This window comes from Streptomyces sp. NPDC107500 (genome assembly GCF_055582785.1).
This window is the reverse complement of record NZ_JBVJPF010000003.1, coordinates 227,394-251,987: the sequence shown is the minus strand read 5'-3', so window position 1 is coordinate 251,987 and position 24,594 is coordinate 227,394. Positions and strand designations below refer to the sequence as shown.

22 protein-coding genes and 2 tRNA genes are annotated in these 24,594 nt (G+C 71.0%); 17 read left to right on the top strand and 7 right to left on the bottom strand.

Features of this window, described 5'->3' with window-relative positions; genetic code table 11:
- Window positions 1-24 precede the first annotated feature (24 nt).
- Entirely contained in the window at window positions 25-282 is a 258-nt protein-coding gene (locus tag ACZ67M_RS12765) for a mycoredoxin (RefSeq protein WP_361351956.1), read from the bottom strand.
- Between the two features lie 187 nt (window positions 283-469).
- On the opposite strand from ACZ67M_RS12765, the gene ACZ67M_RS12760 reads away from it, so the two are divergent.
- From ACZ67M_RS12760 to ACZ67M_RS12745, 4 genes are all read left to right on the top strand, one after another.
- A complete protein-coding gene (locus ACZ67M_RS12760) occupies window positions 470-2,671 on the top strand; it encodes an ATP-dependent DNA helicase UvrD2 (protein ID WP_469850844.1) in 2,202 nt (733 codons plus the stop codon).
- 164 nt (window positions 2,672-2,835) lie between these two features.
- The gene (locus ACZ67M_RS12755) at window positions 2,836-3,168 is read left to right on the top strand and encodes a hypothetical protein (RefSeq protein ID WP_361351950.1); all 333 of its coding nucleotides are present in this window, start codon (window positions 2,836-2,838) and stop codon (window positions 3,166-3,168) included.
- 173 nt (window positions 3,169-3,341) lie between these two features.
- On the top strand, window positions 3,342-3,710 hold the full coding sequence (locus ACZ67M_RS12750; RefSeq protein ID WP_003973786.1) for a WhiB family transcriptional regulator: 369 nt from the start codon (window positions 3,342-3,344) through the stop codon (window positions 3,708-3,710).
- Window positions 3,707-4,030: a hypothetical protein gene (locus ACZ67M_RS12745; RefSeq protein ID WP_122616116.1), complete on the top strand. Its 324-nt coding sequence runs from the start codon at window positions 3,707-3,709 to the stop codon at window positions 4,028-4,030. Before ACZ67M_RS12750 ends, ACZ67M_RS12745 begins: the two co-directional genes overlap by 4 nt.
- Window positions 4,031-4,138: 108 nt before the next feature.
- On the opposite strand, the gene ACZ67M_RS12740 is transcribed toward ACZ67M_RS12745, so the two are convergent.
- On the bottom strand, window positions 4,139-5,554 hold the full coding sequence (locus tag ACZ67M_RS12740) for an ABC1 kinase family protein (RefSeq protein WP_469850841.1): 1,416 nt from the start codon (window positions 5,552-5,554) through the stop codon (window positions 4,139-4,141).
- Window positions 5,547-6,761, bottom strand: coding sequence for a TOMM precursor leader peptide-binding protein (locus ACZ67M_RS12735; RefSeq protein ID WP_469850839.1), 1,215 nt, complete (start codon window positions 6,759-6,761; stop codon window positions 5,547-5,549). Before ACZ67M_RS12735 ends, ACZ67M_RS12740 begins: the two co-directional genes overlap by 8 nt.
- 256 nt (window positions 6,762-7,017) lie before the next feature.
- On the opposite strand from ACZ67M_RS12735, the gene ACZ67M_RS12730 reads away from it, so the two are divergent.
- The 4 genes from ACZ67M_RS12730 to ACZ67M_RS12715 all read left to right on the top strand — a co-directional run bounded on the left by ACZ67M_RS12730 (window position 7,018) and on the right by ACZ67M_RS12715 (window position 10,926).
- On the top strand, window positions 7,018-7,614 hold the full coding sequence (locus ACZ67M_RS12730; protein WP_385798054.1) for a M48 metallopeptidase family protein: 597 nt from the start codon (window positions 7,018-7,020) through the stop codon (window positions 7,612-7,614).
- A 137-nt stretch (window positions 7,615-7,751) separates the two neighbouring features.
- A complete protein-coding gene (locus ACZ67M_RS12725; protein ID WP_469850838.1) occupies window positions 7,752-9,461 on the top strand; it encodes a TerD family protein in 1,710 nt (569 codons plus the stop codon).
- Between the two features lie 13 nt (window positions 9,462-9,474).
- Window positions 9,475-10,155: an AIM24 family protein gene (locus ACZ67M_RS12720; protein WP_114529063.1), complete on the top strand. Its 681-nt coding sequence runs from the start codon at window positions 9,475-9,477 to the stop codon at window positions 10,153-10,155.
- A gap of 15 nt (window positions 10,156-10,170) precedes the next feature.
- A complete protein-coding gene (locus tag ACZ67M_RS12715; RefSeq protein WP_392010536.1) occupies window positions 10,171-10,926 on the top strand; it encodes an AIM24 family protein in 756 nt (251 codons plus the stop codon).
- 99 nt (window positions 10,927-11,025) lie between these two features.
- Here ACZ67M_RS12715 and ACZ67M_RS12710 read toward each other — a convergent pair whose 3' ends face one another.
- The gene (locus tag ACZ67M_RS12710; protein ID WP_385798060.1) at window positions 11,026-11,541 is read right to left on the bottom strand and encodes an NUDIX hydrolase; all 516 of its coding nucleotides are present in this window, start codon (window positions 11,539-11,541) and stop codon (window positions 11,026-11,028) included.
- Complete coding sequence (locus ACZ67M_RS12705) at window positions 11,538-13,007, bottom strand: zinc-dependent metalloprotease (RefSeq protein ID WP_469850835.1); 1,470 nt, start codon at window positions 13,005-13,007, stop codon at window positions 11,538-11,540. The genes ACZ67M_RS12710 and ACZ67M_RS12705 overlap by 4 nt, the downstream gene beginning before the upstream one ends.
- A 192-nt stretch (window positions 13,008-13,199) precedes the next feature.
- Here ACZ67M_RS12705 and ACZ67M_RS12700 point away from each other — a divergent pair, with 192 nt between their 5' ends.
- From ACZ67M_RS12700 to ACZ67M_RS12685, 4 genes are all read left to right on the top strand, one after another.
- Entirely contained in the window at window positions 13,200-14,321 is a 1,122-nt protein-coding gene (locus ACZ67M_RS12700) for an SDR family oxidoreductase (protein WP_307015027.1), read from the top strand.
- A 140-nt stretch (window positions 14,322-14,461) separates the two neighbouring features.
- Window positions 14,462-14,920: a molybdenum cofactor biosynthesis protein MoaE gene (locus ACZ67M_RS12695; RefSeq protein WP_361351925.1), complete on the top strand. Its 459-nt coding sequence runs from the start codon at window positions 14,462-14,464 to the stop codon at window positions 14,918-14,920.
- Window positions 14,921-15,070: 150 nt separating this feature from the next.
- Window positions 15,071-15,235, top strand: coding sequence for a hypothetical protein (locus ACZ67M_RS12690; protein WP_007444545.1), 165 nt, complete (start codon window positions 15,071-15,073; stop codon window positions 15,233-15,235).
- Window positions 15,236-15,286: 51 nt separating this feature from the next.
- Window positions 15,287-16,381 (top strand): YlbL family protein, encoded by a 1,095-nt coding sequence (locus ACZ67M_RS12685; protein ID WP_361351922.1) that lies wholly within the window; start codon window positions 15,287-15,289, stop codon window positions 16,379-16,381.
- Window positions 16,382-16,402: 21 nt separating this feature from the next.
- Here the strand turns inward: ACZ67M_RS12685 and ACZ67M_RS12680 are convergent, their stop codons facing one another.
- A complete protein-coding gene (locus tag ACZ67M_RS12680; protein WP_361351919.1) occupies window positions 16,403-16,945 on the bottom strand; it encodes a PPA1309 family protein in 543 nt (180 codons plus the stop codon).
- 164 nt (window positions 16,946-17,109) lie between these two features.
- On the opposite strand from ACZ67M_RS12680, the gene ACZ67M_RS12675 reads away from it, so the two are divergent.
- From ACZ67M_RS12675 to ACZ67M_RS12660, 4 genes are all read left to right on the top strand, one after another.
- Window positions 17,110-20,079 carry a UPF0182 family membrane protein gene (locus ACZ67M_RS12675; RefSeq protein ID WP_361353585.1) on the top strand — a complete coding sequence of 990 codons (2,970 nt, stop codon included), beginning with the start codon at window positions 17,110-17,112 and terminating at the stop codon, window positions 20,077-20,079.
- An 84-nt stretch (window positions 20,080-20,163) separates the two neighbouring features.
- Window positions 20,164-20,237 (top strand) — tRNA-Met (locus ACZ67M_RS12670).
- 240 nt (window positions 20,238-20,477) lie between these two features.
- Window positions 20,478-22,289: a tetratricopeptide repeat protein gene (locus ACZ67M_RS12665; protein ID WP_392234748.1), complete on the top strand. Its 1,812-nt coding sequence runs from the start codon at window positions 20,478-20,480 to the stop codon at window positions 22,287-22,289.
- Between the two features lie 77 nt (window positions 22,290-22,366).
- Window positions 22,367-22,440, top strand: a tRNA-Met gene (locus tag ACZ67M_RS12660).
- 137 nt (window positions 22,441-22,577) lie between these two features.
- Here ACZ67M_RS12660 and ACZ67M_RS12655 read toward each other — a convergent pair.
- Complete coding sequence (locus ACZ67M_RS12655; RefSeq protein ID WP_125491922.1) at window positions 22,578-22,994, bottom strand: Fur family transcriptional regulator; 417 nt, start codon at window positions 22,992-22,994, stop codon at window positions 22,578-22,580.
- Between the two features lie 143 nt (window positions 22,995-23,137).
- On the opposite strand from ACZ67M_RS12655, the gene ACZ67M_RS12650 reads away from it, so the two are divergent.
- Window positions 23,138-24,589: a catalase gene (locus ACZ67M_RS12650; RefSeq protein WP_361351913.1), complete on the top strand. Its 1,452-nt coding sequence runs from the start codon at window positions 23,138-23,140 to the stop codon at window positions 24,587-24,589.
- Window positions 24,590-24,594 lie beyond the last annotated feature (5 nt).

Below are 24,594 nucleotides of genomic sequence, written 5' to 3'. Positions count from 1 at the left end.
GTCGGGGGCTGCGTCTCGCGGAGGTCAGGCGCCCAGCGCCTGCTTCACCTGGGCGAGGCTCGGGTTCGTCATGACGACCTCGGTGCCACCGTTGGTGGGGATCACCTGAACCGTGGGGACCGTCTGGTTTCCGCCATTGGCCTTCTCCACGAAGGCCGCGGAGTCCGGGTCGTGCTCGATGTTGATCTCGGTGTACGCGATGCCCTCGCGGTCCAGCTGGCTCTTCAGCCGGCGGCAGTAGCCGCACCACGTGGTGCTGTACATCGTCACAGTGCCCGGCATGTCTCTCGCGCTCCTTCGGCGACTCGGGGATCCGGCGGCTCGGGGATGAGGTCGCAGGAGGTGAACGTCCGCGACGGCGCCACCATTCCCGCCCCGTGAGGCCGCCACATCCGCATTGGTACGACTATCGGAGCGTGCCTGTGGACAACCGGCTCACCCGTCCCGCGAGACCTGGCAGCATGGCGGTGTGACAGCAGCAACGCACTCCACCCTCTTCCCGCAGGTACCGGACTCGGCCGACGCGGTGCTCGAAGGGCTCGACCCCGAGCAGCGCGAGGTGGCGACCGCCCTGCGCGGACCGGTGTGCGTGCTGGCGGGCGCCGGCACGGGCAAGACCCGGGCGATCACCCACCGCATCGCGTACGGGGTGCGCGCCGGGATCCTCCAGCCCACCAGCGTGCTCGCCGTCACCTTCACCAACCGCGCCGCGGGGGAGATGCGGGGCCGGCTGCGCCAGCTCGGCGCCTCCGGCGTCCAGGCCCGCACGTTCCACTCGGCGGCGCTGCGCCAGCTCCAGTACTTCTGGCCGAAAGCGATCGGCGGCTCCCTGCCCAGGCTCGTCGACCGCAAGATCCAGCTCGTCGCCGACGCGGCCGCCGCCTGCCGCATCCGCCTCGACCGGGGTGAGCTGCGCGACACCACCGCGGAGATCGAGTGGTCCAAGGTCACCCAGACCGTCCCCGCCGACTACGCCGCCGCGGCAGCCAAGGCCGGTCGCGAGACACCCCGCGACCCGGCGGAGATCGCCCAGCTCTACGCCGCCTACGAGGACCTCAAGCGCGGTCGCGGAGTCATCGACTTCGAGGACGTGCTGCTGCTGACGGTGGCCGTCCTGCAAGACCGCCACGACGTCGCCGACCAGGTCCGCGCCCAGTACCAGCACTTCGTGGTGGACGAGTACCAGGACGTCAGCCCGCTCCAGCAGCGTCTGCTGGAGCTGTGGCTCGGCGACCGCGACGACCTGTGCGTGGTCGGCGACGCCAGCCAGACGATCTATTCGTTCACGGGAGCAACGCCCGACCACTTGCTCGACTTCCGCGTCCGGCACCCCGGTGCCACCGTCGTCAAACTGGTCCGCGACTACCGCTCCACCCCCCAGGTGGTCCACCTCGCCAACGGACTGCTGGCCCAGGCCCGGGGCCGGGCCGCCGACCACCGGTTGGAACTGGTCTCCCAGCGACCGGTCGGCCCCGAGCCCGCCTACACCGAGTACCCGGACGAGCCGGCCGAGGCAGAGGGCGCGGCCCGCCGCATCCGCGAGCTCGTCGACGCGGGCGTTCCCGCCGCCGAGATCGCGGTCCTGTTCCGGACCAACTCCCAGTCGGAGACCTACGAACAGGCTCTCGCCGACGCCGGTGTCCCGTACCAGTTGCGGGGCGCGGAGCGCTTCTTCGACCGCCCTGAAGTGCGCAAGGCCCACAGCGCCCTGCGGGCGGCGGCGCGCTTCGGCGGCAACGACTCCCTCCTGGACGACGTCGTCGACCTGCCCTCGCAGGTGCGCGCGGTGCTGTCGGGGGAGGGCTGGACCTCGGAGCCCCCGGCCGGGTCGGGCGCGGTCCGGGAACGCTGGGAGTCGCTGGCCGCCCTGGTCGGGCTCGCCCAGGACTTCGCCGCCGCGCGAACGGGCGTCACGCTGAGCGACCTGGTCGTGGAACTCGACGAGCGGGCGGGCGCCCAGCACGCCCCCACGGTGCAGGGCGTCACCCTCGCCTCCCTGCACTCGGCCAAGGGCCTGGAGTGGGACGTCGTCTTCCTGGTGGGCGTCGCCGAGGGAATGATGCCGATCACCTACGCAAAGACCGACGAGCAGATCGAGGAGGAGCGCCGCCTGCTCTACGTCGGTGTCACCCGCGCGCGTGAACGCCTGCACCTGTCCTGGGCGCTCGCCCGCTCGCCCGGCGGCAGGCCGAGCCGTCGGCCCAGCCGCTTCCTCAAGGGCCTGCGGCCCGGCTCCGGCACGGCGGGTGGTCAGGCCGCGGCGGGCGGCCCCGGAGGAGTCGAACGCGGACGCGGAGGCGGCGGCGTCGCGGCACCCGTCCCGAGACGGACACCGCGGACGCCGGCCCGCTGCCGTGTCTGCGGGCGCACGCTCACCGACGCCGGCGAGATGAAACTGATGCGCTGCGAGGACTGCCCGTCCGACATGGACGAGGGCGTCTACGAGCGGCTGCGCGAGTGGCGGGCGGTCCAGGCGGGGCGCAGCGGGCAGCCCGCGTTCTGCGTCTTCACCGACAAGACACTGATGGCGATCGCCGAGTCCGTCCCCGAGGACGAGCGGGAACTGGCCCGGATCCCGGGCGTGGGAGCGCGCAAGCTCAACCGCTACGGAGCCGACGTCCTGGCCATCTGCGCAGGTCAAGAGGGAGTGGGGCTGGACGAGGACGACTGATACAAACTCGTCGAGAAAATAGTTTGCGCATGCCCCGGGAATCCCCATAGGTTCTTGGTCACGGGAACAGCGGCCTTCCCGAAGGCCCTGACTCCGTGTTGTACTTGCATATACACGGACTGGTTCATCCCAGTCCCCCGAGACGCCGAGAGGAGGCGAGTCCAGTGATCAGCATCAACACCAGCAGCAACGTCGGCTTCACCGCCAAAATGACCGATCGCTCGGCCGTCTCCCTGTGCATCCTCGGCGCCCCGAACTCGGGCACCGGTCTGTCCGGCATCCGTGCCGTGCGTCCGGCCGCCTCCTCCGTTGCTCCCGCGGGCCTTCCCGTCCGTGAGCGCAATGAGCGACCGACCAAGGCACTGGAAGCAGCTGTAACGGCACAGGCGCAGGCCTATGCCTTTACCGCGACCGGTGCCGGATTCCGGAAGCAGACGACGCAGCACCACCTGATGTGGGCCTTCCGTGGGCCAGAACCCTGGAGTGATCCAGCCTGATCGTCGATCAGGCCGGCGCCTTCAGGGCCGCGGAACCCCACCCGGGATCCGCGGCCCTTCTGTTTGTCCCCGAACGGACGACAGCACGAAGGAGCCTCGGGACAAGAAAAGAACCCGGTACCAAGCCGCCAACCGGCCAACCGGCCGGAACGACCAGACGAGGAAGACCACCCGTGCAACTCGAAGCGCACGCCCCGTCCGTACCGCCTTCCGACACGATCCCCAAGCCCTGTTCCACGGAGGACTCCACCTTGACCCCGCTCACCGCGCTCACCGCGCTCGACGACGCCATCGAGAACCTCGGCGTGCCCGTCCCCTGCCGTTCCTACGACCCGGAGGTCTTCTTCGCCGAGTCGCCGGCGGACGTCGAGTACGCCAAGTCCCTCTGCCGCACCTGCCCGTTGATCGAGGCCTGCCTCGCCGGTGCCAAGGAGCGGCGTGAGCCCTGGGGCGTCTGGGGCGGCGAGCTGTTCGTCCAGGGTGTCGTCGTCGCCCGGAAGCGGCCCCGTGGTCGCCCGCGCAAGAACCCGGTTTCGGCATGAACATCACCGGAACGATCGATCGCCCCCTCACGTACGACCCCCAGAAGCAGGCCCCGATGAAGCCGTCCCCCCACGACACCGCAGGCTCCGCGCCTGAAGACTTCACCACCACCGGCGCGAAGGACTCGCGTCAGAACAGGACCCGCGAAATGCAACTCATCCCAGAAGCCCTGGCCCGTGCGCATATGCACGACCGCCTGGTCGAGGCGGAGCAGGAGCGCCGGGCGATGCGCCTGGCCACCGCTCGCCGCATGCAGCGCCGGGCGGAGCGCGCCTCGATGCGTGCCCGGCGTGCGCTCGCCATGGCGGTCATGCAGTAACCGACACACCTGAAGCGGTGGTCTCCCGGCCCGGGAGACGAAGCTCTGCCCGTGGGGGCCGGTCCGTCCGAACGGACCGGCCCCCACGGTCCGTTCGGTGCGGGCGGATCAGGCCTCCGCCGCCTTCTCCTCGTCCTCGTACTCCTCGTACGCGTCCTCGGCGGTCACGGCTTCCTCTTCTTCCGTCTCCTCTTCCGGGACGAAGCCCACCAGCCAGTCCGCCAGCTCGTCACGCAGCCGGACCGTCGCTCCCAGCTGGCACAGCACCCCGATCGTGCTCAAGGTCACTCGGTGGATCAGAAGGTAGGACGGCGGCAGATTCAGCTGCTTGGCCAGCTGGTACGCGGGCGAGCGGGGGTCGCCGATGCGGGCCGCCTGACTCCGCATCCAGCCACGGGTGAAGGTGAACTCGTCGACCCGGGCCGGCTCGATGATCGGCAGGAGGTAGTCCAGGACGGCCTCGGGGTCCAGCTCTATCGACTCCCTGACGAACCCCTCCGCACAGAGCATCTCGTAGACGGCGTCAGCCTCGCCGTCCAGCGTCATCCGCAGGGCATCCCCGATGGGCTCGGGCAGACCTCCCGGGAGCCGGTCGACGGTGCCGAAGTCCAGGACGCCCAAACGCCAGTCGTCCTCACCGTCCGGGCCACCGGGCAGCAGGCGGAAGTTGCCCGGGTGCGGGTCGGCGTGCAGGAGCCCGGTGCGCGCCGGGCCGGAGAAGAGGAAGTGGGCCAGCAACTGGCCGGCGCGGTCGCGCTGCTCCTGCGTGCCGTCCGAGATGATCTCCGACATCGGGATGCCGTCGATCCACTCGGTGATCAGTACCTGGTCGCACTGGTGGACGACGTCCGGCACCAGGATGTCCGGGTCGTCCGCGAACTCCTGGGCGTGGATCCGCTGGGCCTGCGCCTCCAGGTCGTAGTCCAGCTCCTCCGAGACCCGGTCCTTCAGCTCCGTGATCAGCGGCTTGACGTCCATGCCGGGGACCAGCGGGCCGAGCAGCCGGGCGAAACGGCTGAGCTGGTTGAGGTCCGACAGCAGCGCCTCGCCCGCGCCCGGGTACTGCACCTTGACCGCCACCTCGCGGCCGTCGTGCCACACCCCCCGGTGCACCTGGCCGATCGAGGCGGCCGCGGAGGGCTTGTCCTCGAACTCCAGGAAAAGATCCTGCCAGCTCTCCCCGAGGCGCTCCGCGAGCACGGCGTGCACGGTGCGCGTCGGCATGGGCGGTGCCGCCTCCTGGAGTTTGGTCAGCGCCGCCCGATAGGGCCCGGCGACCTCCTCGGGCAGCGCCGACTCGAAGACGGACAGCGCCTGCCCGAACTTCATCGCCCCGCCCTTCAGCTCGCCCAGCACCTTGAACAACTGCTCCGCGGTGCGCTGCTGCAACTGCTGGCCGACGAGCTCCGCCGACTCGCCCACGATCCGCTTGCCGAGCCCCCAGGTCGCCCGCCCGGCGAAGCCGAGCGGGAGCGCGGCGAGCTTGGCGGTCCGGGTGACCGCCTTGCGGGGAAGATCAGACATGAGCCCTCCAAGTCGCAGCCGGCCGTGCGGGTGCCGCCTCACGGCGTGCTCCTGCTGTCGGCCCTTGCCCCGCCATTGTCGCGCGCCACTCCCCGTCCTCGGCGATGTGTTCCTCCTTACCCTTCCCCGCCGCTCCGCACGGGCACTCGGGGTGGGCCCGGACCGGACGGGACTGCCAGCGCAGACCGGGCAGCGAGACCTCCCAGCGGACGCCGGTGCTCGACGGGCTCCCGCCGTCCAGGAAGGCGAGCGTGTGGGCCGCCGCGAGTCCGGCGACGGTCGCCGCGAGGGTGAGGTCGCACGGCCGTACCTCCGGCCGGCGGCCGGAACGCCACTGGGCCACCAGGCGGGGCCAGGCCGGATCCCGGTCGGTGCGCTCCGCGTGCAGACAGCCCGCGCACCCGGTCTCGCCGGGCAGGACCAGGGGGCCGACGACACCCGTCCCCTCCACGACCCCGGCATACAGGTGGGGTGTGCCGGAAGCCATGAGGGATTCGGCCGCGACTGGATCCGGCGTGTGCACCGCGACGTCGTCGCGTGGGGTGACGATCACCAGGGAGAAGCCCGCGGTGCCGGCCTCGGACTGCGTCGCCGGGCCGCGTCGAGGCGGCCGGTCGGGGGCGGCCCGGCGCACCACCCGACGGGCGGCCTCGTCCCGCCGGTCGCCGACGGAGTCGGCGGGCAGCCCGCCCGGGGCGACGTCCCACGGCTCGACCCGTCCGCCGTCGCGGACGTCGACATCGCCGATCCCCGCCCCCGAGAGCAGGCCGGCGAGCACCGCGCCCACCCGTCCCGCACCTCTCACGCTCACCCGCAGGGCACGGCGGGCCGCCAGGTGCCTGATCGCGTCCCCCGGTTCGGAGGTGGTCAGGGACAGGGAGGCCAGGTCGGGGCGGAGCCGGTCGAGGGCCTCCTTCCTCTCCCGCAGGGCGTCGGCGGCCGGCCCGCCGCCCGTGGCGTCGTCCAGCAGCCCGGCCCGCGCCAGTCGCTCCACCACCCGGTCGACATGCCCCTCCGGCAGGTCCATGCGGTGCCCCTCCTCGCGCAGGAGCTTCGCTCCGCGGGTGCCGTTGAGCAGTTCGAGGAAGCTGCCCGTCGCCGTGTCCACCGGGGCGAGCGTCAGCGCGTGCGCCGGTGTCATTCCGAACTGCACGGTGTTCAGATCGCGCCAGCCGCGCCGGAGCGCGGGCTTCACCATCGGATGCATTCGGATCCCCCGTGATCTTCGAATGTGCGGGCATGCGGTCGGTCGTGAATCCGCCGACGAGTGCCAGCATGCCCGGCCGTGAGAAGAGGCGGCGAAAGTTGTCCACAGGCGGTGGGTATTCGTCGTACAAGTCCGACGGCCATCTCGACGTACAACTCGGCCGTCCATCGCAGTCCTCTTGAAGGAGGGGCGGCGGATCGGCACCGAACCGTCCCGGAGCCGGGACTTCCCCGTGTGCAGCGGGTAACGTCGTGGCGTGTCCGCCGACCCACTGCACCGTGCCGGGGCGCCCCAGCGCACGCCCACGAATCCGCCGCCGAACGGCTCGGGGACGAGCGCGATCGAGGTCCGCAGGAGCACCCGGCGCCGCCGGACGGTCTCCGCGTACCGCGAAGGCGATCGCACCGTCGTGCTGATCCCCGCCCGGATGTCCGAGGCGGAGGAGCAACGCTGGGTGAGCGTGATGCTGGACAAGCTGGCCGCCCAGGAGGCCAAGCGGGTCCTCGGCGACACCGAGCTGGCCGAGCGCGCGCAGCGGCTGTCGGACCAGTACTTCCAGGGGCGGGCCCGGCCCACCTCGGTCCGCTGGGTCACCAACCAGAACACCCGTTGGGGCTCCTGCACCCCCTCCGAGGGAAGCATCCGGTTGTCACACCGCCTCCAGGGCATGCCCGAGTACGTCGTCGACTACGTCCTGCTCCACGAACTGGCGCACCTGCTCGTCCCCGGCCACGGGCCCCGGTTCTGGCGGCTGCTGGAGGCGTATCCGCGCACCGAGCGGGCGCGGGGCTACCTGGAGGGGGTGGTCGCCGCGGAGCGGCTGCCGCACGTGCCCGGCGCCCGCAACGAGTAGCCAGACCCCCGGCGGGGGCCTCCGACACGGCGGCGCACGGGTTTCGTACCGGGTCTGTACCGACTTCCTCCGGTGTCGGCCTTTGCCGTTAGCCTGTCGCGACGCACTCGCATTCGGATGGGGGACGGTCGACACGCATGGCCAGGGAATTTCAACGCGGCCACAAGGCCAGGATCAGTGACCTCACCGCGGGCACGGATCTGTACGTAGGCGTGCAGATCTCCGGCCCCGGACTGAGCTTCGACATCAGCTGCTTCGGCCTCGACGCCGAGGAGCGGTTGTCGGACGACCGGTACTTCGTGTTCTTCAACCAACCGAAGACCCCCGAGGAGTCCATCCAGCTCCTGGGTGCGCAGGCGGGTGACACGGAGTCCTTCCGGGTCACCCTCGACAGGATCCCGCAGGGCGTCCAGAAGCTGTCCTTCACGGCGACGATCGACGGCGCGGGACAGATGTCGCAGGTGGGGCCCGGTTACATCCGCATCGTCGCGGGCGGCGAGGAGGTGGCCCGGTACCCGTTCAACGGCTCCGAGTTCTCCACCGAGCGCGCGGTGATGCTGGGCGACTTCTATCTGAAGGACGTGTGGCGCTTCGCTGCCGTCGGCCAGGGCTTCGACGGCGGGCTGGACGCGCTGCTGCGCAACTTCGGCGGCGAGGTGGCCGAGGAGGAGGCACCCGAGCCGCAGGCACAGCAGCCGCAGACCGGCGCCGCCCCCGGCTTCGCCCCGCCCGCCCAGGCCTCGGCCCCGCCGGCCTTCGGCGCACCCGCCGCACCCGCGCCGGCGCCCGCGCCCGCGCAGCCCGCGCCGCAGGGCTTCGCCCCTCCGCCCGCCGCCACCCCGCCGCAGGCTCCCGCCCCGGACGTGCACGCCGCGCAGACCATCGTCGCGCCCATGCACACGCCGCCCGGCGGCGCCCCGGTACCGCCACCGGCCCCGGCGCCCGCCCCGCACGGCCAGGTCCCCGGCCAGTCGGCACCCCTGCCCCCCGGCTACGGCCAGCCCCAGGCACCTCAAGCCCCCCAGGCCCCGCCCCCGCCCCCCGGCTACGGACAACCGACCGCGCCGCCCGGTTACGGCCAGCCGCCCCCGCCCCCCGGCTACGGCCAGCCCACCCCGCCTCCGGGCTACGGCCAGCAGGCCCCCCACGGCGCACCCCAGGGAGTGCCCTCGGGTGCGCCGCAGGGTGCCGGCGTCACCGCGGCGCTCCAGCAGTTCCGCGAGACGGCGACCGGGCAGCGCTGGACCCAGCAGAACAAGAAGCTGGTCCGCGTCGACCTCGGCGCCGAGGGCCAGCCGGTGCTGGCGCGCCAGGGCAGCATGGTGCTCTACCAGGGCAAGGTCGACTTCAGCTACAAGGGCGCCGGGTTCGCCGGGCGGGTCGTGGGCAACGCGACCGGCCAGGAGATGCAGCTCATGCGCTGCACCGGCAAGGGACAGGTGTTCCTCGCGGACAACTCCGCGATGCTGCACCCCATCGAGCTCCAGGGCAACGCCGTGTGCGTCTCGGCGGAGAACGTCCTGGCCTTCGACGAGAGCCTCCAGTACGAGGTCCGCCGCATCGAGGGGCACGGCATCCCCGGTGGCGCGCTGTTCACCATGCAGTTCCAGGGCACCGGCACGGTCGTCGTCAAGACGCGTGGTGTGCCCGTCGTGCTGCCGGTCACGCCCACGACGTTCGCCGACTGCAACGCGGTGGTCGCGTGGTCCGCCGCCGCCCAGGTGGTCGTCTCCAGCCAGGTGCGGATGCGCCGCAACTCCTACGCGGGCGACACCGGCGAGAGCGTCAACCTCCAGTTCCGGGCGGCGCCCGGCAGCTTCGTCGTCGTCCAGCCGTACGAGATCTGAGGGAGAGCCCGAGATGAACCAGCCGCTCGCGGGCTACGCCCCCGCACCCGTCACCGCTCGCATGGAGAACCACGGCAACCACATGCTGAAGGTCGCCATGCAGACCGGAAACGACCTCCTCGCGCGCGTGGGCTCGATGGTCGCCTACGAGGGCTTCGTACAGTACGAGCCCAATCCCCCGGCCGTCCGCCAGATCGCCAAGGACTGGATGACCGGCGAGGGCGCGCCCCTCATGAAGTGCTCCGGCGACGGACTGCTCTACCTCGCCGACTACGGCGCCAACGTCGTCGTGATCAACCTCAACGGCGACGGGATCTCCGTCAACGCCACCAACCTCCTCGCCTTCGACGCCCACCTGACGTGGGGCGTGGAGCGGGTCAAGGGCCTGGCGAAGTTCGCCGGGCAGGGCCTGTGGAACACCAAGATCTCCGGGCAGGGCTGGGTCGCGCTCACCTCACGGGGCAAGCCGATCGTGGTCGACTGCGGCGGCGGCGAGGACGAGACGTACGTCGACCCGGACGCCCTGGTCGCCTGGTCCCCGAACCTCAAGGTGAAGGGCAAGCGCAGCTTCAAGGCGCAGTCGCTGATCGGCCGCGGCAGCGGCGAGGCCTTCCAGATGGCCTTCTCCGGTCAGGGCATCGTCGTCGTCCAGCCCAGCGAGGACAGCACCGACCGCCTCCGGGCCCGGGGCTGAGGGGGAGCCACCATCATGCAGAGCCCGATTTTCGCCTACAACGACCAGCAGACCCAGGAAGCCTGGAGCCTGCAGAACAAGCACATGCTCCGTGTCGCCCTTCAGGGCCACGACGACGTGCTCGCCCGCAAGGGAACGATGGTCGCCTACCAGGGTCTCGTCGAGTTCGACGCCGAGTACCAGAGCAACAACCAGTCACGCGCGCGTGCGCACACCGGTGAGGGCCTGGACCTGATGCGCTGCCACGGGCAGGGCACGGTGTTCTTCGCCAACCTCGCCCAGTGCGTCCACGTGGTCGACGTCGACCAGGACGGTCTGACCGTCGACAGCAGCTACGTGCTGGCCATGGACTCGTCCCTGCACCACGAGGTCATCGCCGTGGACAGCCTCTACGGCATCTCCGGCTCGGGGAAGTACCAGCTCAACATCACGGGCCGCGGCAAGGTCGCCCTGATGACCTCGGGCGTGCCCCTGTTCATGCAGGTGACGCCGGACAAGTACGTCAACTGCGACGCCGACGCGATCGTCGCCTGGTCCACCGGCCTGCGGGTGCAGATGCAGGCCCAGACACACTCCTCGGGGGTGTGGCGGCGCCGCGGCAACACCGGAGAGGGCTGGGAGCTGAGCTTCATGGGCAGCGGTTTCGCGCTCGTCCAGCCCAGTGAGCTGCTGCCGCCGCAGAACGCCCAGGTCGGCTCCGGCCTCGCCGCCCAGTACGGCATGGGCCAGCAGGGCGCGCGCGGGCAGAACCAGGGCAACGTCTGGAGCTGAGCGCGCGGTGCGTGCGGTAAGGGGTGGTCGCCCGGCGGTCACCCCTTACGGCTGAGGTGACCACGGCCGTGGCGGCCGCCCCCGTACGTCCCGCACGGCTCAGATCCGCGCGAGCGTCGCGTCCAGCAGACGGACCACCGAGTCGTCGGCGACGTCCGCGACCTCCGCGTACGGGAACCAGCGCAGGTCGAGGGACTCGTCGCTGATCGCCTCCACGGCCCCGGCCGGGGCCACCGCCGCGTACTGGACGTCGAGGTGCCAGGCGCAGGGCGTGTGGTGCCGGTCCAGCCGCACCGGGCCGCCGGGGGCCAGGGCCAGGCCGTCGATGCCCGACTCCTCGGTGGCCTCGCGCAGGGCCGCCCGCGCCAGCGTCGCGTCGACGGGTTCGCAGTGGCCGCCCATCTGGAGCCACATCCGCAGCTTCTTGTGCAGGGTCAGCAGAACCCGCCCGCGCGAGGGGTCGATCACCAGCGCGCTCGCCGTGATGTGCCCGTCCCCGCAGGCCTTCCACACGCCGTCCGGGTGGGCGGCCAGATGGTCCAGGTAGACCTGACGCAGTTCGTCCTGGCCCTGGTGGTCCTTCAGGACCAGGACCGCGTCGTCATGGAGGCTCACTCGGTGCCGTCGCCCTTGCCCTCGGCCTTCCCGTCGCCCTCGTCCCGGCCCTTCTCGTCCTGGCCCGGCGCGTCCTTCTTCAGGTCGGTCTTGCCGGCCGCCTCGCCGAGCATCTTGTCCAGCTCGGAGAAGTCGAGCTGCTCGCGGTGGACGAAGCCGTCCGGGTCGTTGAGGTCGTCGGCGGTCGGCAGCATGTCCGGGTGGGCCCACAGGCCGTCCCGGCCGTCGACGCCGTGCGCGTCCGTGAGGGAGGCCCACAGGCGGGACGCGTCCCGCAGCCGGCGCGGGCGCAGCTCCAGACCGATCAGCGTGGCGAAGGTCTGCTCCGCCGGGCCGCCCGAGGCGCGACGGCGGCGCAGCGTCTCGCGCAGCGCGTCGGCCGAGGACAGCCTGGGCTTCGCGGCGGCGTGCACCACCGCGTCCACCCAGCCCTCGACGAGCGCCAGGGCCGTCTCCAGCCGGGCCAGGGCCGCCTTCTGCTCCGGCGTGTCCTCCGGCTGGAACATGCCCTGCTGGAGCGCCTCCTGCAGCTGCTCGGGGTTCTGCGGGTCGAACTGGCCGACCACGTCCTCCAGCTTGGCGGTGTCGACCTTGATGCCACGGGCGTACCCGTCGACGGCGCCGAACAGGTGCGAGCGCAGCCACGGCACGTGGGCGAAGAGGCGCTGGTGGGCGGCCTCGCGCAGGGCGAGGTACAGCCGCACCTCCTCCTGGGGCACGCCGAGGTCCTGTCCGAAGGCCTCGATGTTGGCCGGCAGCAGCGCGGCCTTGCCGGCCGGGCCGAGGGGCAGGCCCACGTCGGTCGAGCCGACGACCTCGCCGGCGAGCACGCCGACGGCCTGACCGATCTGCGTGCCGAACATGGCGCCGCCCATGGACCGCATCATGCCGATCAGCGGGCCGGCCATGGCCTGCATCTCCTCGGGCAGCACGTCGCCCATGGCGTTGCCGACGCGCTCGGCGACCGGGTCGACCAGCTCGCGCCAGGCCGGCAGGGTCGCCTCGACCCACTCCGCACGGCTCCAGGCCACGGCGGTGCCCGAGCCGGACGGCAGGGCCGTCGCGTCGTCCAGCCACAGGTCGGCCAGGCGTACGGCCTCCTGGACGGCATTGCGCTCGGCGGGACCGACGCTGGCGTCCTTGCGGCCGTCCGGCGTGCCCTGGGAGACCGTCTGGCGGGCGATCTGCTTGGCCATGTCCCAGTTCACCGGGCCGCCCTCGTAGGAGAGCATCTGGCCCAGCTGCTGGAAGGCGGCGCCCAGGTCGTTGGGGTTCATGGAACCGAACATGGCAGCGAACGGGTTGTCCGCACCGGGGCCACCCAGGCCACCGGCTCCGGGCATCCCGAATCCGAACGGGTTGGCCGGTCCCTGACCACCGCCGCTCTGCTGGTCCTTCTTCTTGCCCTCGTCGCCGTCGTCCGGCTCCTCCGGCGGAAGGCCGAATCCGAATGGGGTGTCACTCACGGGGTTCCTCGGCTGGTAGGGCCGCCGGTTCTTTCCGGCGGCACGGCTGCCCGACTTCACCACCCAGCGTAGACACCCGGGGCGGTTCGGGCCTCGGTGCTTCGCCGACTGACGGCCTGCGGCAGGATGGATGCCACCTGGTACGCACGCGTCGCTCGCGCTCGTACTGAAGACAACCGCTGGAGACGCCCGGTGAGTTCCCCAGATCCGCAGGTTCGCGCAGCGCGAAACCAGTCAACCAGTTCCCCCCGCCCCGGCGCGCGCGGACCCGTGGTCGCGGTCACCGGTGCCGCGTCCGGGGTCGGGGCGCTGCTCACCGCGCGGCTGGCCGCGTCCGACGAGGTCAGACAGGTCGTGGCCATCGACGAACGACGCGGCGAGTGCGAGGCGGCGCGGTGGCAGATCCTGGACGTGCGGGACCCCGCCATCGCGGAGAAACTCCGTGGTGCGGACGTCGTGGTGCACCTGGCGCTCGACCTCGACCTGGAGACCGACGCGGCCGCCCGGACGGCTTACAACGTCCGGGGGACGCAGACCGTCCTGACCGCCGCCGCGGCGGCCGGCGTGCACCGGGTCGTGCTCTGCACCTCGGCGATGGTCTACGGCGCCCTCCCCGACAACGAGCTGCCGCTGTCGGAGGACGCCGAGCTGCGCGCCACGGCCGAGGCCACGGGCGTCGGGGACCTGCTGGAGATCGAACGGCTGGCCCGGCGCGCCCCGCGGGCGCACCCCGGACTCAACGTGACCGTCGTCCGGCCCGCGGTACTGGTCGGAGGCATGGACACCGCGCTGACCAGGTATTTCGAGTCGCCCCGGCTCCTTGTGGTGGCCGGTTCGCGGCCGGCCTGGCAGTTCTGCCACGTCGACGACCTGTGCAGCGCCCTGGAGTACGCCGTCCTGGAGAAGGCCGACGGCGAGCTGGCCGTGGGGTGCGACGGCTGGCTGGAGCAGGAGGAGGTCGAGGAGCTGAGCGGCATCCGGCGCATGGAGCTGCCGTCCGCGGTCGCCCTCGGCGCGGCGGCCAGGCTGCACCGGATCGGACTGACGCCCTCCCCGGCCGGTGACCTGGCGTACACGATGTACCCCTGGGTGGTGAGCGGCAGCCGGCTGCACGACGCCGGATGGCGGCCGAAGTACACCAACGAGGAGGTGCTCTCGGAGCTGCTGGACGAGGTCTCCGGACGGCACACCGTCGCGGGGCGGCGCCTCGGCCGCAAGGACGCGACGGCCGCCGGAGCCGCGGGCGCGACGGTGGCGCTGCTGGGCGCGGCGGCGGTGGTACGGCGGGCCCGCAAGGCGCGGCGCCGCATCTGACGTACCCGGCCCCCGCGCGGGCGGCCGCATCCGGCGCCCGCGGTGGACGCCACCCCTGTAGGACGCTCCAACGCGGTACGCGCGCGTGCCGGGCGATCACGCTATTCCGCGCCGTCCGCGGAGTGCGGCACGATGGTCGTATGGCAACCAAAGACCACCCCGGTGAGCTGGCCGCAGCGGACCCCGTCAAGCTGATCGGTGTCCGGGAGACGCCCCTGTCCGTGGACGAGGTCTTCCGGGCCGTCGGGGACGACGCGGCCGGCGGGACCGCGCTGTTCGTGGGGACCGTCCGCAACCACGACGGGGGCACCGACGTCGACCGGCTCGGGTACTCGTGCCACCCCAGCGCCGAGGCCGAGATGCGCCGGATCGCCGAGAAGGTCGTCGCCGAGTACCCCGTACGGGCGCTCGCGGCCGTCCACCGCGTGGGGGACCTGGAGGTCGGGGATCTCGCCGTGGTCGTCGCCGTGTCCTGCCCGCACCGGGGTGAGGCCTTCGACGCCTGCCGGAAGCTGATCGACGACCTGAAGCACGAGGTGCCGATCTGGAAGCACCAGACGTTCTCCGACGGCACCGAGGAGTGGGTGGGCGCCTGCTGAGGGGCGCCGCCGGCCCCCCTCCCGGCCCGGCCCTTACCCCCCTCATGGCTCCGGTTGCGTAACCCGCCCCCCGGCGTGAGCGTTGTCACTGCGGATGGTTAATCTGCTGATCAGTCAGTAGCGGACGTTCATGGGGCTGGGAGGTCGGGCATGGCAGCGCTTGCCTGGTTGCTGATTCCGCTTGTGGCCGCCGTCGGCGCCGGGCTGTGGGGCAGTTGGGCCAACCGCACCCGCAAGGCCCGCAGCGACGGTCCCGAACTGGACGGGTACGCCCGGTTCCGCGAGGCCATGGAGAAGCCCCGCACCGGTGCCTGACGGGGCCCGCCCTGACGGTGTTCCGACAGCCGCGTCCCGTACTGTCGTGCCATGCCACGCCGCACCGCGACGATGCTCGCCTCCACCCTGATGCTGATCGCGATCCTGTGCGCGGGTGTGTTCATCCCCGTGCCCTACTCGGAGATGTCACCCGGGCCGACGGTGAACACCCTCGGGGACCACGACGGCGAGCCGGTGCTGCAGATCTCCGGCCGCAAGACCTACGAGGCGAGCGGTCACCTGAACATGACCACCGTCCGGGTCACCAGCGCCGAGTACAAGATGAACCTCGTGGAGGCGGTCTACGGCTGGCTGGCGCACGACAACAGCGTGGTGCCCCACGACACGATCTACCCGGACGGCAAGACCGAGGAAGAGGCCACCCAGGAGAACGCCGAGGAGTTCAGCCAGTCCCAGGAGAGCGCGAAGGTCGCCGCCCTGGAGGCGCTCGACGTCCCGGTGAAGTCCTGGGTGGTCGTCTCCACGGTCGTCAAGGACTCCCCGTCGCAGGGCAGGCTGCACGCCGGTGACGTGATCATGGCCGTGGACGGTACGGAGGTCAAGAAGCCCACCGACGTCTCCGAGCTGGTGACCAAGCACAAGCCCGGGGAGGACGTCGTCTTCACGATCGTGCCCGCCGACGAGCAGGCCGACGCGGAGAAGGAGCGCCGGACGCCCACGAAGACGGAGAAGGTCAAGATCACCACCGAGACCTCCGACGACAAGGGTGAGAAGCGGGCCATCGTCGGGATCTCGGCCGGGACCGACCACACGTTCCCGTTCTCCATCGACATCAAGCTGGCCGACGTCGGCGGTCCGAGCGCCGGGCTGATGTTCGCCCTCGGCATCTACGACAAGCTCACGCCGGGCGACCTCACCGGCGGCAGCTTCGTCGCCGGCACCGGGACGATCGACGACACCGGCAAGGTCGGTCCCATCGGCGGCATCAGCATGAAGACCATCGGCGCGCGCGACAAGGGCGCCCAGTACTTCCTGACGCCCGCCGACAACTGCGCGACCGCCGCCGCGGACGTCCCCGACGGGCTCACCCTCGTGAAGGTGGACACCATCGACGACGCCCTCGGCGCGCTGAGCGACATCCGCTCCGGGAAGACCTCCGACCTGCCCGAGTGTGCGAAGGGATAGCCGTCGGGAGGGCGGGCGCGGCTACTCGGCGAAGGTCGCCGTCAGCGCCTGGGCCAGACCCGGCACCAGGTCGGAACCGGTGAGTACCTCGGTGGCCGTGTCTTTCTCGCGCAGCCGCAGGGCCGAGTCGCGGGCACCGTCGCGCAGCACCGCGACCGTCATGCGGACCTCCTGACGGTCCGGGTGCTCCGCCACCCACCGCGCCAGCCTCGCCTCGTTCAGGCCCTCCGGAACCTGGGCCTCGGCGGACGGCGGCAGCATCAGGCGTTCCACGGCGAGCGCGCAGCCGACCACCGCGTCGGGCCAGGCGATGGTGCCCAGGAACTCGTCGAGCGGCTGGTCCGTTGGAATCTCGTCCTGCTCGATCGGGGTCAGGCCGGAAGTGTCCGGTTCGTCCTGAAGGCCGAGCCGGTCCGCGAGTGAGGGCTGATCGGTCCTCAGCCGCGCGGTGTCGACAAGTGCAAAGAGGCGTGCGGGCTGGTCCCAGCCGAGCCCGGAGACGTACTCGTCGATCTCGAGTACGGCCCGGGTGAGGGGGCTCGCAGCCATGGGGGTATTGGACATGGTCACAATCCTGCCTCGTTACTGGCCCGAATCGGGAACCGAGTAAACGATGAGTAAGTTGCATAAGTGTGGGCCCGCGATCACGGGGGCGCACGGGGGGCCCGCGAACCCGAGGGCCTGACGGATCAACAGCGAACTTCGAGGTGCGCACCTTGGCTTTCCAGATGCCGGACCGCGGCGGAGGCCCCCCGTCGGGGCCGCGGATCAGAGTGGGCCGCCCGTCCCGGCGTGTCCGAACCCTGCTGCTGACACTTGGTGTCCTCGCCGTGCTCCTCATGGCGTTCACCATGTTCGCGGGGTTCTGGACGGACTGGCTCTGGTACCGGTCGGTCAACTACTCGTCGGTGTTCACGACGACCCTGTGGACCAAGATCGGGCTCTTCTTCGTCTTCGGCCTGCTGATGGCGCTCGCCGTCGGGTTCAACATCTGGTTGGCCCACCGCCTGCGCCCGCCGCTCAGCGCCATGTCGATGGAGCAGCAGAACCTCGACCGGTATCGGATGGGCATCGCCCCGTACAAGAAGTGGCTGCTGCTCGGCATCACCGCGCTGGTGGGCCTGATCGCCGGCGCCTCGGCGTCCGGCCAGTGGCGGACCTGGCTGATGTGGGTCAACGGCGTGCCCTTCGGGCAGAAGGACCCCCAGTTCAAGCTGGACGTCTCCTTCTACGCCTTCGACCTGCCCTGGTACCGGTTCCTGCTCGGCTTCGGCTTCGCGGCAGTGATCATCTCGGTGATCGCCGCCGCGCTCACGCACTACCTGTACGGCGGGCTCCGGGTCACCAGCCCGGGCGCGCGTGCCACGGCCGCCGCCACCGGCCACCTGTCGGTGCTCCTCGGTGTCTTCGTCGCCCTCAAGGCGGTCGCCTACTGGCTCGACCGGTACGGGCTCGCGGTGAAGTCCAGCGACTTCAAGGCGACCGACAACTGGACCGGTCTCAGGTACGTCGACGCCAACGCCTACCTGCCGGCCAAGACCATCCTGTTCTGCATCGCCGTCATCTGCGCGCTGCTGTTCTTCGCCACCCTGTGGCGGCGCACCTGGCAGCTGCCCGTCATCGGCTTCGGCCTGATGGTCCTCTCCGCCATCCTCATCGGCGGCCTGTACCCGGCGCTGGTCCAGAAGTTCCAGGTCCAGCCGAACGAGCAGGCCAAGGAAGCGCCGTACGTCGAGAAGAACCTGGCGGCCACGCGCGACGCCTACGGGATCGAGGGGACCGAGGTCTCCGAGTACGCGGGCAGGAGCGAGACGAAGGACAAGACCAAGCTCCGGGACGACGCGGACGGTGCCGCGTCCATCCGGATCATGGACCCGAACATCATCTCGCCGACCTTCCAGCAGCTCCAGCAGATGCGTAACTACTACGCGTTCCCGACCAACCTGGACGTCGACCGCTACGCCAAGGACGGCAAGGACCAGGACACGGTCATCGGTCTGCGCGAGCTGAACCTGGCCGGCATCCCGAAGAAGAACTGGATCAACAACCACTTCCGCTACACCCACGGCTACGGCGCGGTCGCGGCCAAGGGCACCCAGGTCGACTCCGAGGGCCGCCCGGTCTTCACCGAGTCCGACCTGCCCTCCGAGGGCGACCTCGGAAAGTACGAGCAGCGGATCTACTACGGCGAGAAGACCACCACCTACTCGATCGTCGGCGGTCCCCAGAAGGAGATCGACTACTCCGACGACACCGGGGAGAAGACCTTCAGCTACAAGGGGGACGGCGGGGTCGACCTGTCCAACCCGATCAACCGCGCGGCGTACGCCGCGGCGTTCAGCGAGCCGCAGATCCTGTACTCCGGTGCGATCGGCGAGGGTTCGAAGATCCTCTACAACCGCACGCCCAAGGAACGCGTCGAGGCGGTCGCCCCGTGGCTGACCATCGACGGCGACGCCTACCCGGCGGTGGTGGACGGCCGCATCCAGTGGATCGTCGACGCGTACACCACGACGAACGGCTATCCGTACGCCTCCCGTACGACGCTCGGCGACACCACGGCGGACTCGCTGACCGCGGCCAACGACCAGCGCGCGGTAGTGGCCCAGCAGAACCAGGTCAACTACATCCGCAACTCCGTGAAGGCGACCGTCGACGCGTACAGCGGTGACGTGAAGCTCTACCAGTGGGACACCAAGGATCCGGTCCTGAAGACCTGGATGAAGGCGTTCCCGGACACGGTGAAGGACAAGAGCGAGATCTCCGGCGAGCTGATGGCGCATCTGCGCTACCCGCAGGACCTGTTCAAGGTCCAGCGCGAGCTGCTCACGCGCTACCACGTGAAGGACGCCAACACGTTCCTCAGCGGCAGCGAGGTGTGGCAGGTCCCGGACGACCCGACCAACAAGTCGGGGGACGCGGTGCCGCCGTACTACCTGAGCATGAAGATGCCCGACCAGAAACAGCAGGCGTTCTCGCTGACGACGACGTTCACGCCCAACGGACGTGACAACCTGAGCGCGTTCATGTCGGTCGACGCCGAGGCGGGCACGAGCGACTACGGCAAGATCAGAATCCTGAAACTGCCGACCAGCACCACCGTCGACGGACCCAAACAGGTCCAGAGCCAGTTCAACTCCGAACAGGACATCGCCGAGTCCATCAGGCTGCTGAGAGGCGGCGACTCGGAGGTCGAGTACGGCAATCTGCTGACCGTCCCGCTCGACGGCGGATTGCTGTACGTCGAGCCGGTCTACGTCCGCGGTGGCGATCTCAAGTACCCCTTGCTGCGCAAGGTGCTGGTGAGCTACGGCGGCAACACGGCCTTCGAGAACACGCTCGACGAAGCGCTCAACAAGGTCTTCGGAGCGCAGGCGGCCGAACCGGAGCCACCGGAGGACACCGGCGAGGACCCCGGCCAGGACACGACGGAGCCGCCGCCGACGTCCACCAACCCGACGGTCCGGGAAGCGCTCGGTGACGCGCAGGAGGCCTTCGACGCCGGCCAGAAGGCGCTGGAGGAGAAGGACCTGGCCGCGTACGCCGAGGCGCAGAAGGACCTGGAGAAGGCGCTGCAACGCGCCGAGGACGCGCAGGCCGAGGCGGACCAGGGCGCCGGGGACAAGAACGGCGACGACAAGGCCAGTCCCAGCGCCTCCCCGAGCAAGGAGGCCGGCGGAGGCTCGGACACCGGCTGACACCCGGTGGCGGTGCCGCTGCCGGCCGGCGTTCGAGCTGGTCAAAGCCCATCCCGCGCCGTGCTAGGGTTGTGAACACAACGGCGCGGGGTGGAGCAGCTCGGTAGCTCGCTGGGCTCATAACCCAGAGGTCGCAGGTTCAAATCCTGTCCCCGCTACTGAAATCGTGGGCCATGCGCACACGACCTCGAAGGCCCGGATCCCACAAGGGATCCGGGCCTTTTCTGGTGTGCGAACGCATGTGCCGGTGGGCACGACGGCCGCGCCGCCAGGGGGAGTTGGGCCGTTCTGTGTTTGACTTGTCGTCCTGTGGGCATGTCGACAAAACGCTGAAGTGACCTCACTGGCTGCGGTATACCGGATGTACCAAGGCGGCGGGTGGTGCGACGATGAACGTTATGGGGGACATGGCAAATCTGTTCGGGACAGGGCGTTTTGCGCAGCCGTCCGGTCAGGAGGAGGCCACGGACGAGGCCCAGGAGGCCGCCGACGAGGCCGCGGAGGAAGTACGCCTGCGGCTGGCCGTCGACGGCGGTGACGTCGAGGCGATGAGCATGCTCGGCGCGATGCTGCTGCGCCGGGGCGACTTCGACGGAGCCGAGTCGCAGCTGCGGGCCGCCACGGCGGCCGGTGACCGGGCGGCCGCGAACAACCTCGGCGTTCTGCTGCACCAGCGCGGATACGCCGACGAGGCCGCGGGCTGGTGGCGGATCGCCGCGGTGGCCGGATCCGCGGCCGCCGCACACGCGCTGGGGCGGCACTTCCGCGAGCGCGGGGACGAGCCCGCCGCGGAGTACTGGCTGTGCCAGTCCGCCGAGCAGGGCCACGTCCTGGGCGCCTATGCCCTCGCCGACCTGCTGGAGCACCGCGGCGACGAAGCCGGGGCCGGGCGCTGGATGCGGGCCGCGGCCGAGCGCGGGCACCGGGAGGCGGCGTACCGGCTGGCGCGGACGCTGGACCGCGGCGCCGGGCCGGACCGCGACGGCGTGGACGCGGCCGCCGCCGGCGAGGAGGTCGAGCAGTGGTACCGGCAGGCCGCGGCGCGCGGTCACCGGCGGGCCGCGCTGCACCTCGGGACGATCCTGGAGAAGCGGGGCGAACTGAAGGAGGCCGGCCGCTGGTACCTCACCTCCGCCAAGGAGGGCGAGGCCCGTGCGGCCTGCGCGCTGGGCTTCCTGCTGCGGGACGCCGGGGACACCGAGAGCGCCGCCGTGTGGTGGCTGCGCGCCGCCCAGGACGGCGACGGCAACGCCGCCAACGCCCTGGGCGCGCTGCACGCCGAGCGCGGCGAGACCCAGACCGCCGAACGCTGGTACCGGGCCGCGATGGACGCCGGGGACGACAACGGGGCGTACAACCTCGGCCTGCTCTGCGCCGAGCAGGGCCGCACCGCGCAGGCCGAGCAGTGGTATCGCCGGGCCGCGTACGCCGGGCACCGGGAGGCGTCCAACGCGCTCGCCATCCTGCTGCTGCGCGGCGGGGACGAGACCGGCGCCGAGCCGTGGTTCTCCAAGGCGGCCGAGGCGGGCAGTGTGGACGCCGCCTTCAACCTCGGGATCCTGCACGCGGGTCGGGGCGCGGAGCGGACGGCGCTGCGCTGGTACGAGCGGGCCGCGGCCGCCGGGCACACGGAGGCGGCGCTACAGGTCGGCATGGCCCGTCTGCGTGCCGGGGACGAGCGCGAGGCGGAGCGGTTCCTTCGGTGCGCGGCGGGGGGCGGCAGCGCGGAGGCCGCGTACCGGCTGGCGACGGTGCTGGACGCGCGTCGGCCGCCCGCGCCCGCGCACGAGCTGGGCGAGCCGGCGCAGGAGAAGTCGGAGTGCGAGGAGTGGTACGAGCGGGCGGCCTCGCAGAGCCACCGCCGGGCCCAGGTGCGGGTCGGCATGCTCGCCGCCGCTCGGGGTGACGTGGTGGAGGCGGCGCGGTGGTACCGGGAGGCGGCCGAGGCCGGGTCCCGCAACGGCGCGTTCAACCTGGGCCTGCTGCTGGCCCGCGAGGGCAGCGAGCCCGAGGCCGTCGTGTGGTGGCGCCGCGCGGCCGACGCCGGTCACGGACGGGCCGCGCTGCGGCTGGCGCTCGTCTGTGCGCGACGGGGGGAGCTGGCGGAGGGGCAGCGCTGGGCGGACCGGGCGGTGTCGCTGGGCCCGGCGGAGGTGGGCGAGCGGGCGGCCCGGCTGCGGGACGCCCTGCGGCAGGAGCTGTCGGCCTGAAACCTGTCCGGGCGGGACGCCGGGGCGGAAGCGATTTGCTTCTCGTCGTGGGGGTGACGTAATGTTCCATTCATCGACGCGGGGTGGAGCAGCTCGGTAGCTCGCTGGGCTCATAACCCAGAGGTCGCAGGTTCAAATCCTGTCCCCGCTACTGAAGGCCGAGGGCCGGAATCCGAAAGGGTTCCGGCCCTCGGTGCGTTCACGGCGAGCACGGGGCGAAGCCCTGGCCGCGGTCATGACGAAGCCCCGGCACCGATGGTGCCGGGGCTTCGTGCGTGCTGGTGGGGCCTATGCCGCCGCGCAGTTCGGGCAGGTGCCGCGGTAGGTCACCTCGACGTCCGAGACGGTGAAGCCGAAGCGTTCCGAGTCGGGGAGGTCGGCCATCGGGTTGCCCGTCGGGTGGACGTCGCGGATCGCGCCGCACTGGGCGCAGACCAGGTGGTGGTGCGGCGTGTGCGCGTTCGGGTCGTAGCGCTTGGCGCGCTTGTCCGTCGCGACCTCCAACACCTCACCGAGCGAGACCAGCTCGCCCAGGGTGTTGTAGACCGTCGCCCGGGAGATCTCCGGGAGCCTGCCCACGGCCCTGGCGTGCACCTCGTCGGCCGTCAGATGGACGTGTTCGCCGTCGAGGACCTCGGCCACGACGCGCCGTTGCGCGGTCATGCGCCAGCCACGACCGCGCAGCCGTTCCAGTAGGTCACTCATACGACCAGCCTAGCAGCTAGGGGGACCAGGTCCCGAACAGGTGTGACTTTGGAGCCGTGCTTGACTTAGACATTGTCTATTGTAGGATCGAAAATGGCATTAGCCAAGGGACAGGTTTTGCAGGATTGGCGCAGGAGGCGTACGTGACTCAGGGACCGCTCACTACGGAAGCCGGTGCACCGGTGGCCGACAACCAGAACAGCGAGACCGCGGGCGTCGGCGGCCCCGTGCTCGTCCAGGACCAGCTCCTGCTGGAGAAGCTGGCCCACTTCAACCGGGAGCGCATCCCGGAGCGCGTCGTGCACGCCCGCGGCGCCGGCGCGTACGGCACCTTCACCGTCACTGCCGACGTCACCCCGTACACCCGCGCGAAGTTCCTCTCCGAGGTGGGCAAGGAGACGGAGACCTTCCTCCGCTTCTCCACCGTGGCCGGCAACCTGGGCGCGCCGGACGCCGTCCGGGACCCGCGCGGCTTCGCGCTGAAGTTCTACACCGAAGAGGGCAACTACGACCTCGTCGGCAACAACACCCCGGTGTTCTTCATCAAGGACGCCATCAAGTTCCCCGACTTCATCCACACCCAGAAGCGCGACCCGTACACGGGCAGCCAGGAGGCGGACAACGTCTGGGACTTCTGGGGTCTGTCGCCGGAGTCGACGCACCAGGTGACCTGGCTCTTCGGCGACCGCGGCATCCCCGCGTCGTACCGGCACATGGACGGCTTCGGCTCGCACACCTACCAGTGGAGCAACGAGGCCGGCGAAGCCTTCTGGGTGAAGTACCACTTCAAGACGGACCAGGGCATCAAGACCCTGACCCAGGCCGAGGCGGACAAGCTCGCCGGTGCGGACCCCGACTCGCACCAGCGCGACCTGCGTCAGGCGATCGAGCGGGGCGAGTTCCCGTCCTGGACCGTCGGCGTGCAGATCATGCCCGTCGCCGAGGCGGCGAAGTACCGCTTCAACCCGTTCGACCTGACCAAGGTGTGGCCGCACGCGGACTACCCGGTCATCGAGTTCGGCAAGCTGGAGCTGAACCGCAACCCGGAGAACGTCTTCGCCGAGGTCGAGCAGTCGATCTTCTCCCCGTCGCACTTCGTGCCCGGCATCGGCCCGTCCCCGGACAAGATGCTCCAGGGCCGCCTCTTCGCGTACGGCGACGCCCACCGCTACCGCGTCGGCATCAACGCCGACCACCTCCCGGTGAACCGCCCGCACGCCACCGAGGCGCGCACCCACTCCCGTGACGGCTTCCTGTACGACGGCCGCCACAAGGGTGCGAAGAACTACGAGCCGAACAGCTTCGGCGGCCCGTTCCAGACGGACCGCGCGCTGTGGCAGCCGGTCGCGGTCTCCGGTGTCACCGGCGAGACCGAGGCTCCGTCGCACGCCGAGGACAACGACTTCGTCCAGGCGGGCAACCTCTACCGGCTGATGACGGAGGAGGAGAAGGGGCGGCTGATCGACAACCTGGCCGGCGCCCTCTCCGGTGTCTCGCGCGACGACATCGTCGAGCGCGCGGTGAACAACTTCCGTCAGGCCGACGGTGACTTCGGCAAGCGGCTGGAGGCCGCGGTCCAGGCCCTGCGCGGCTGACGTCC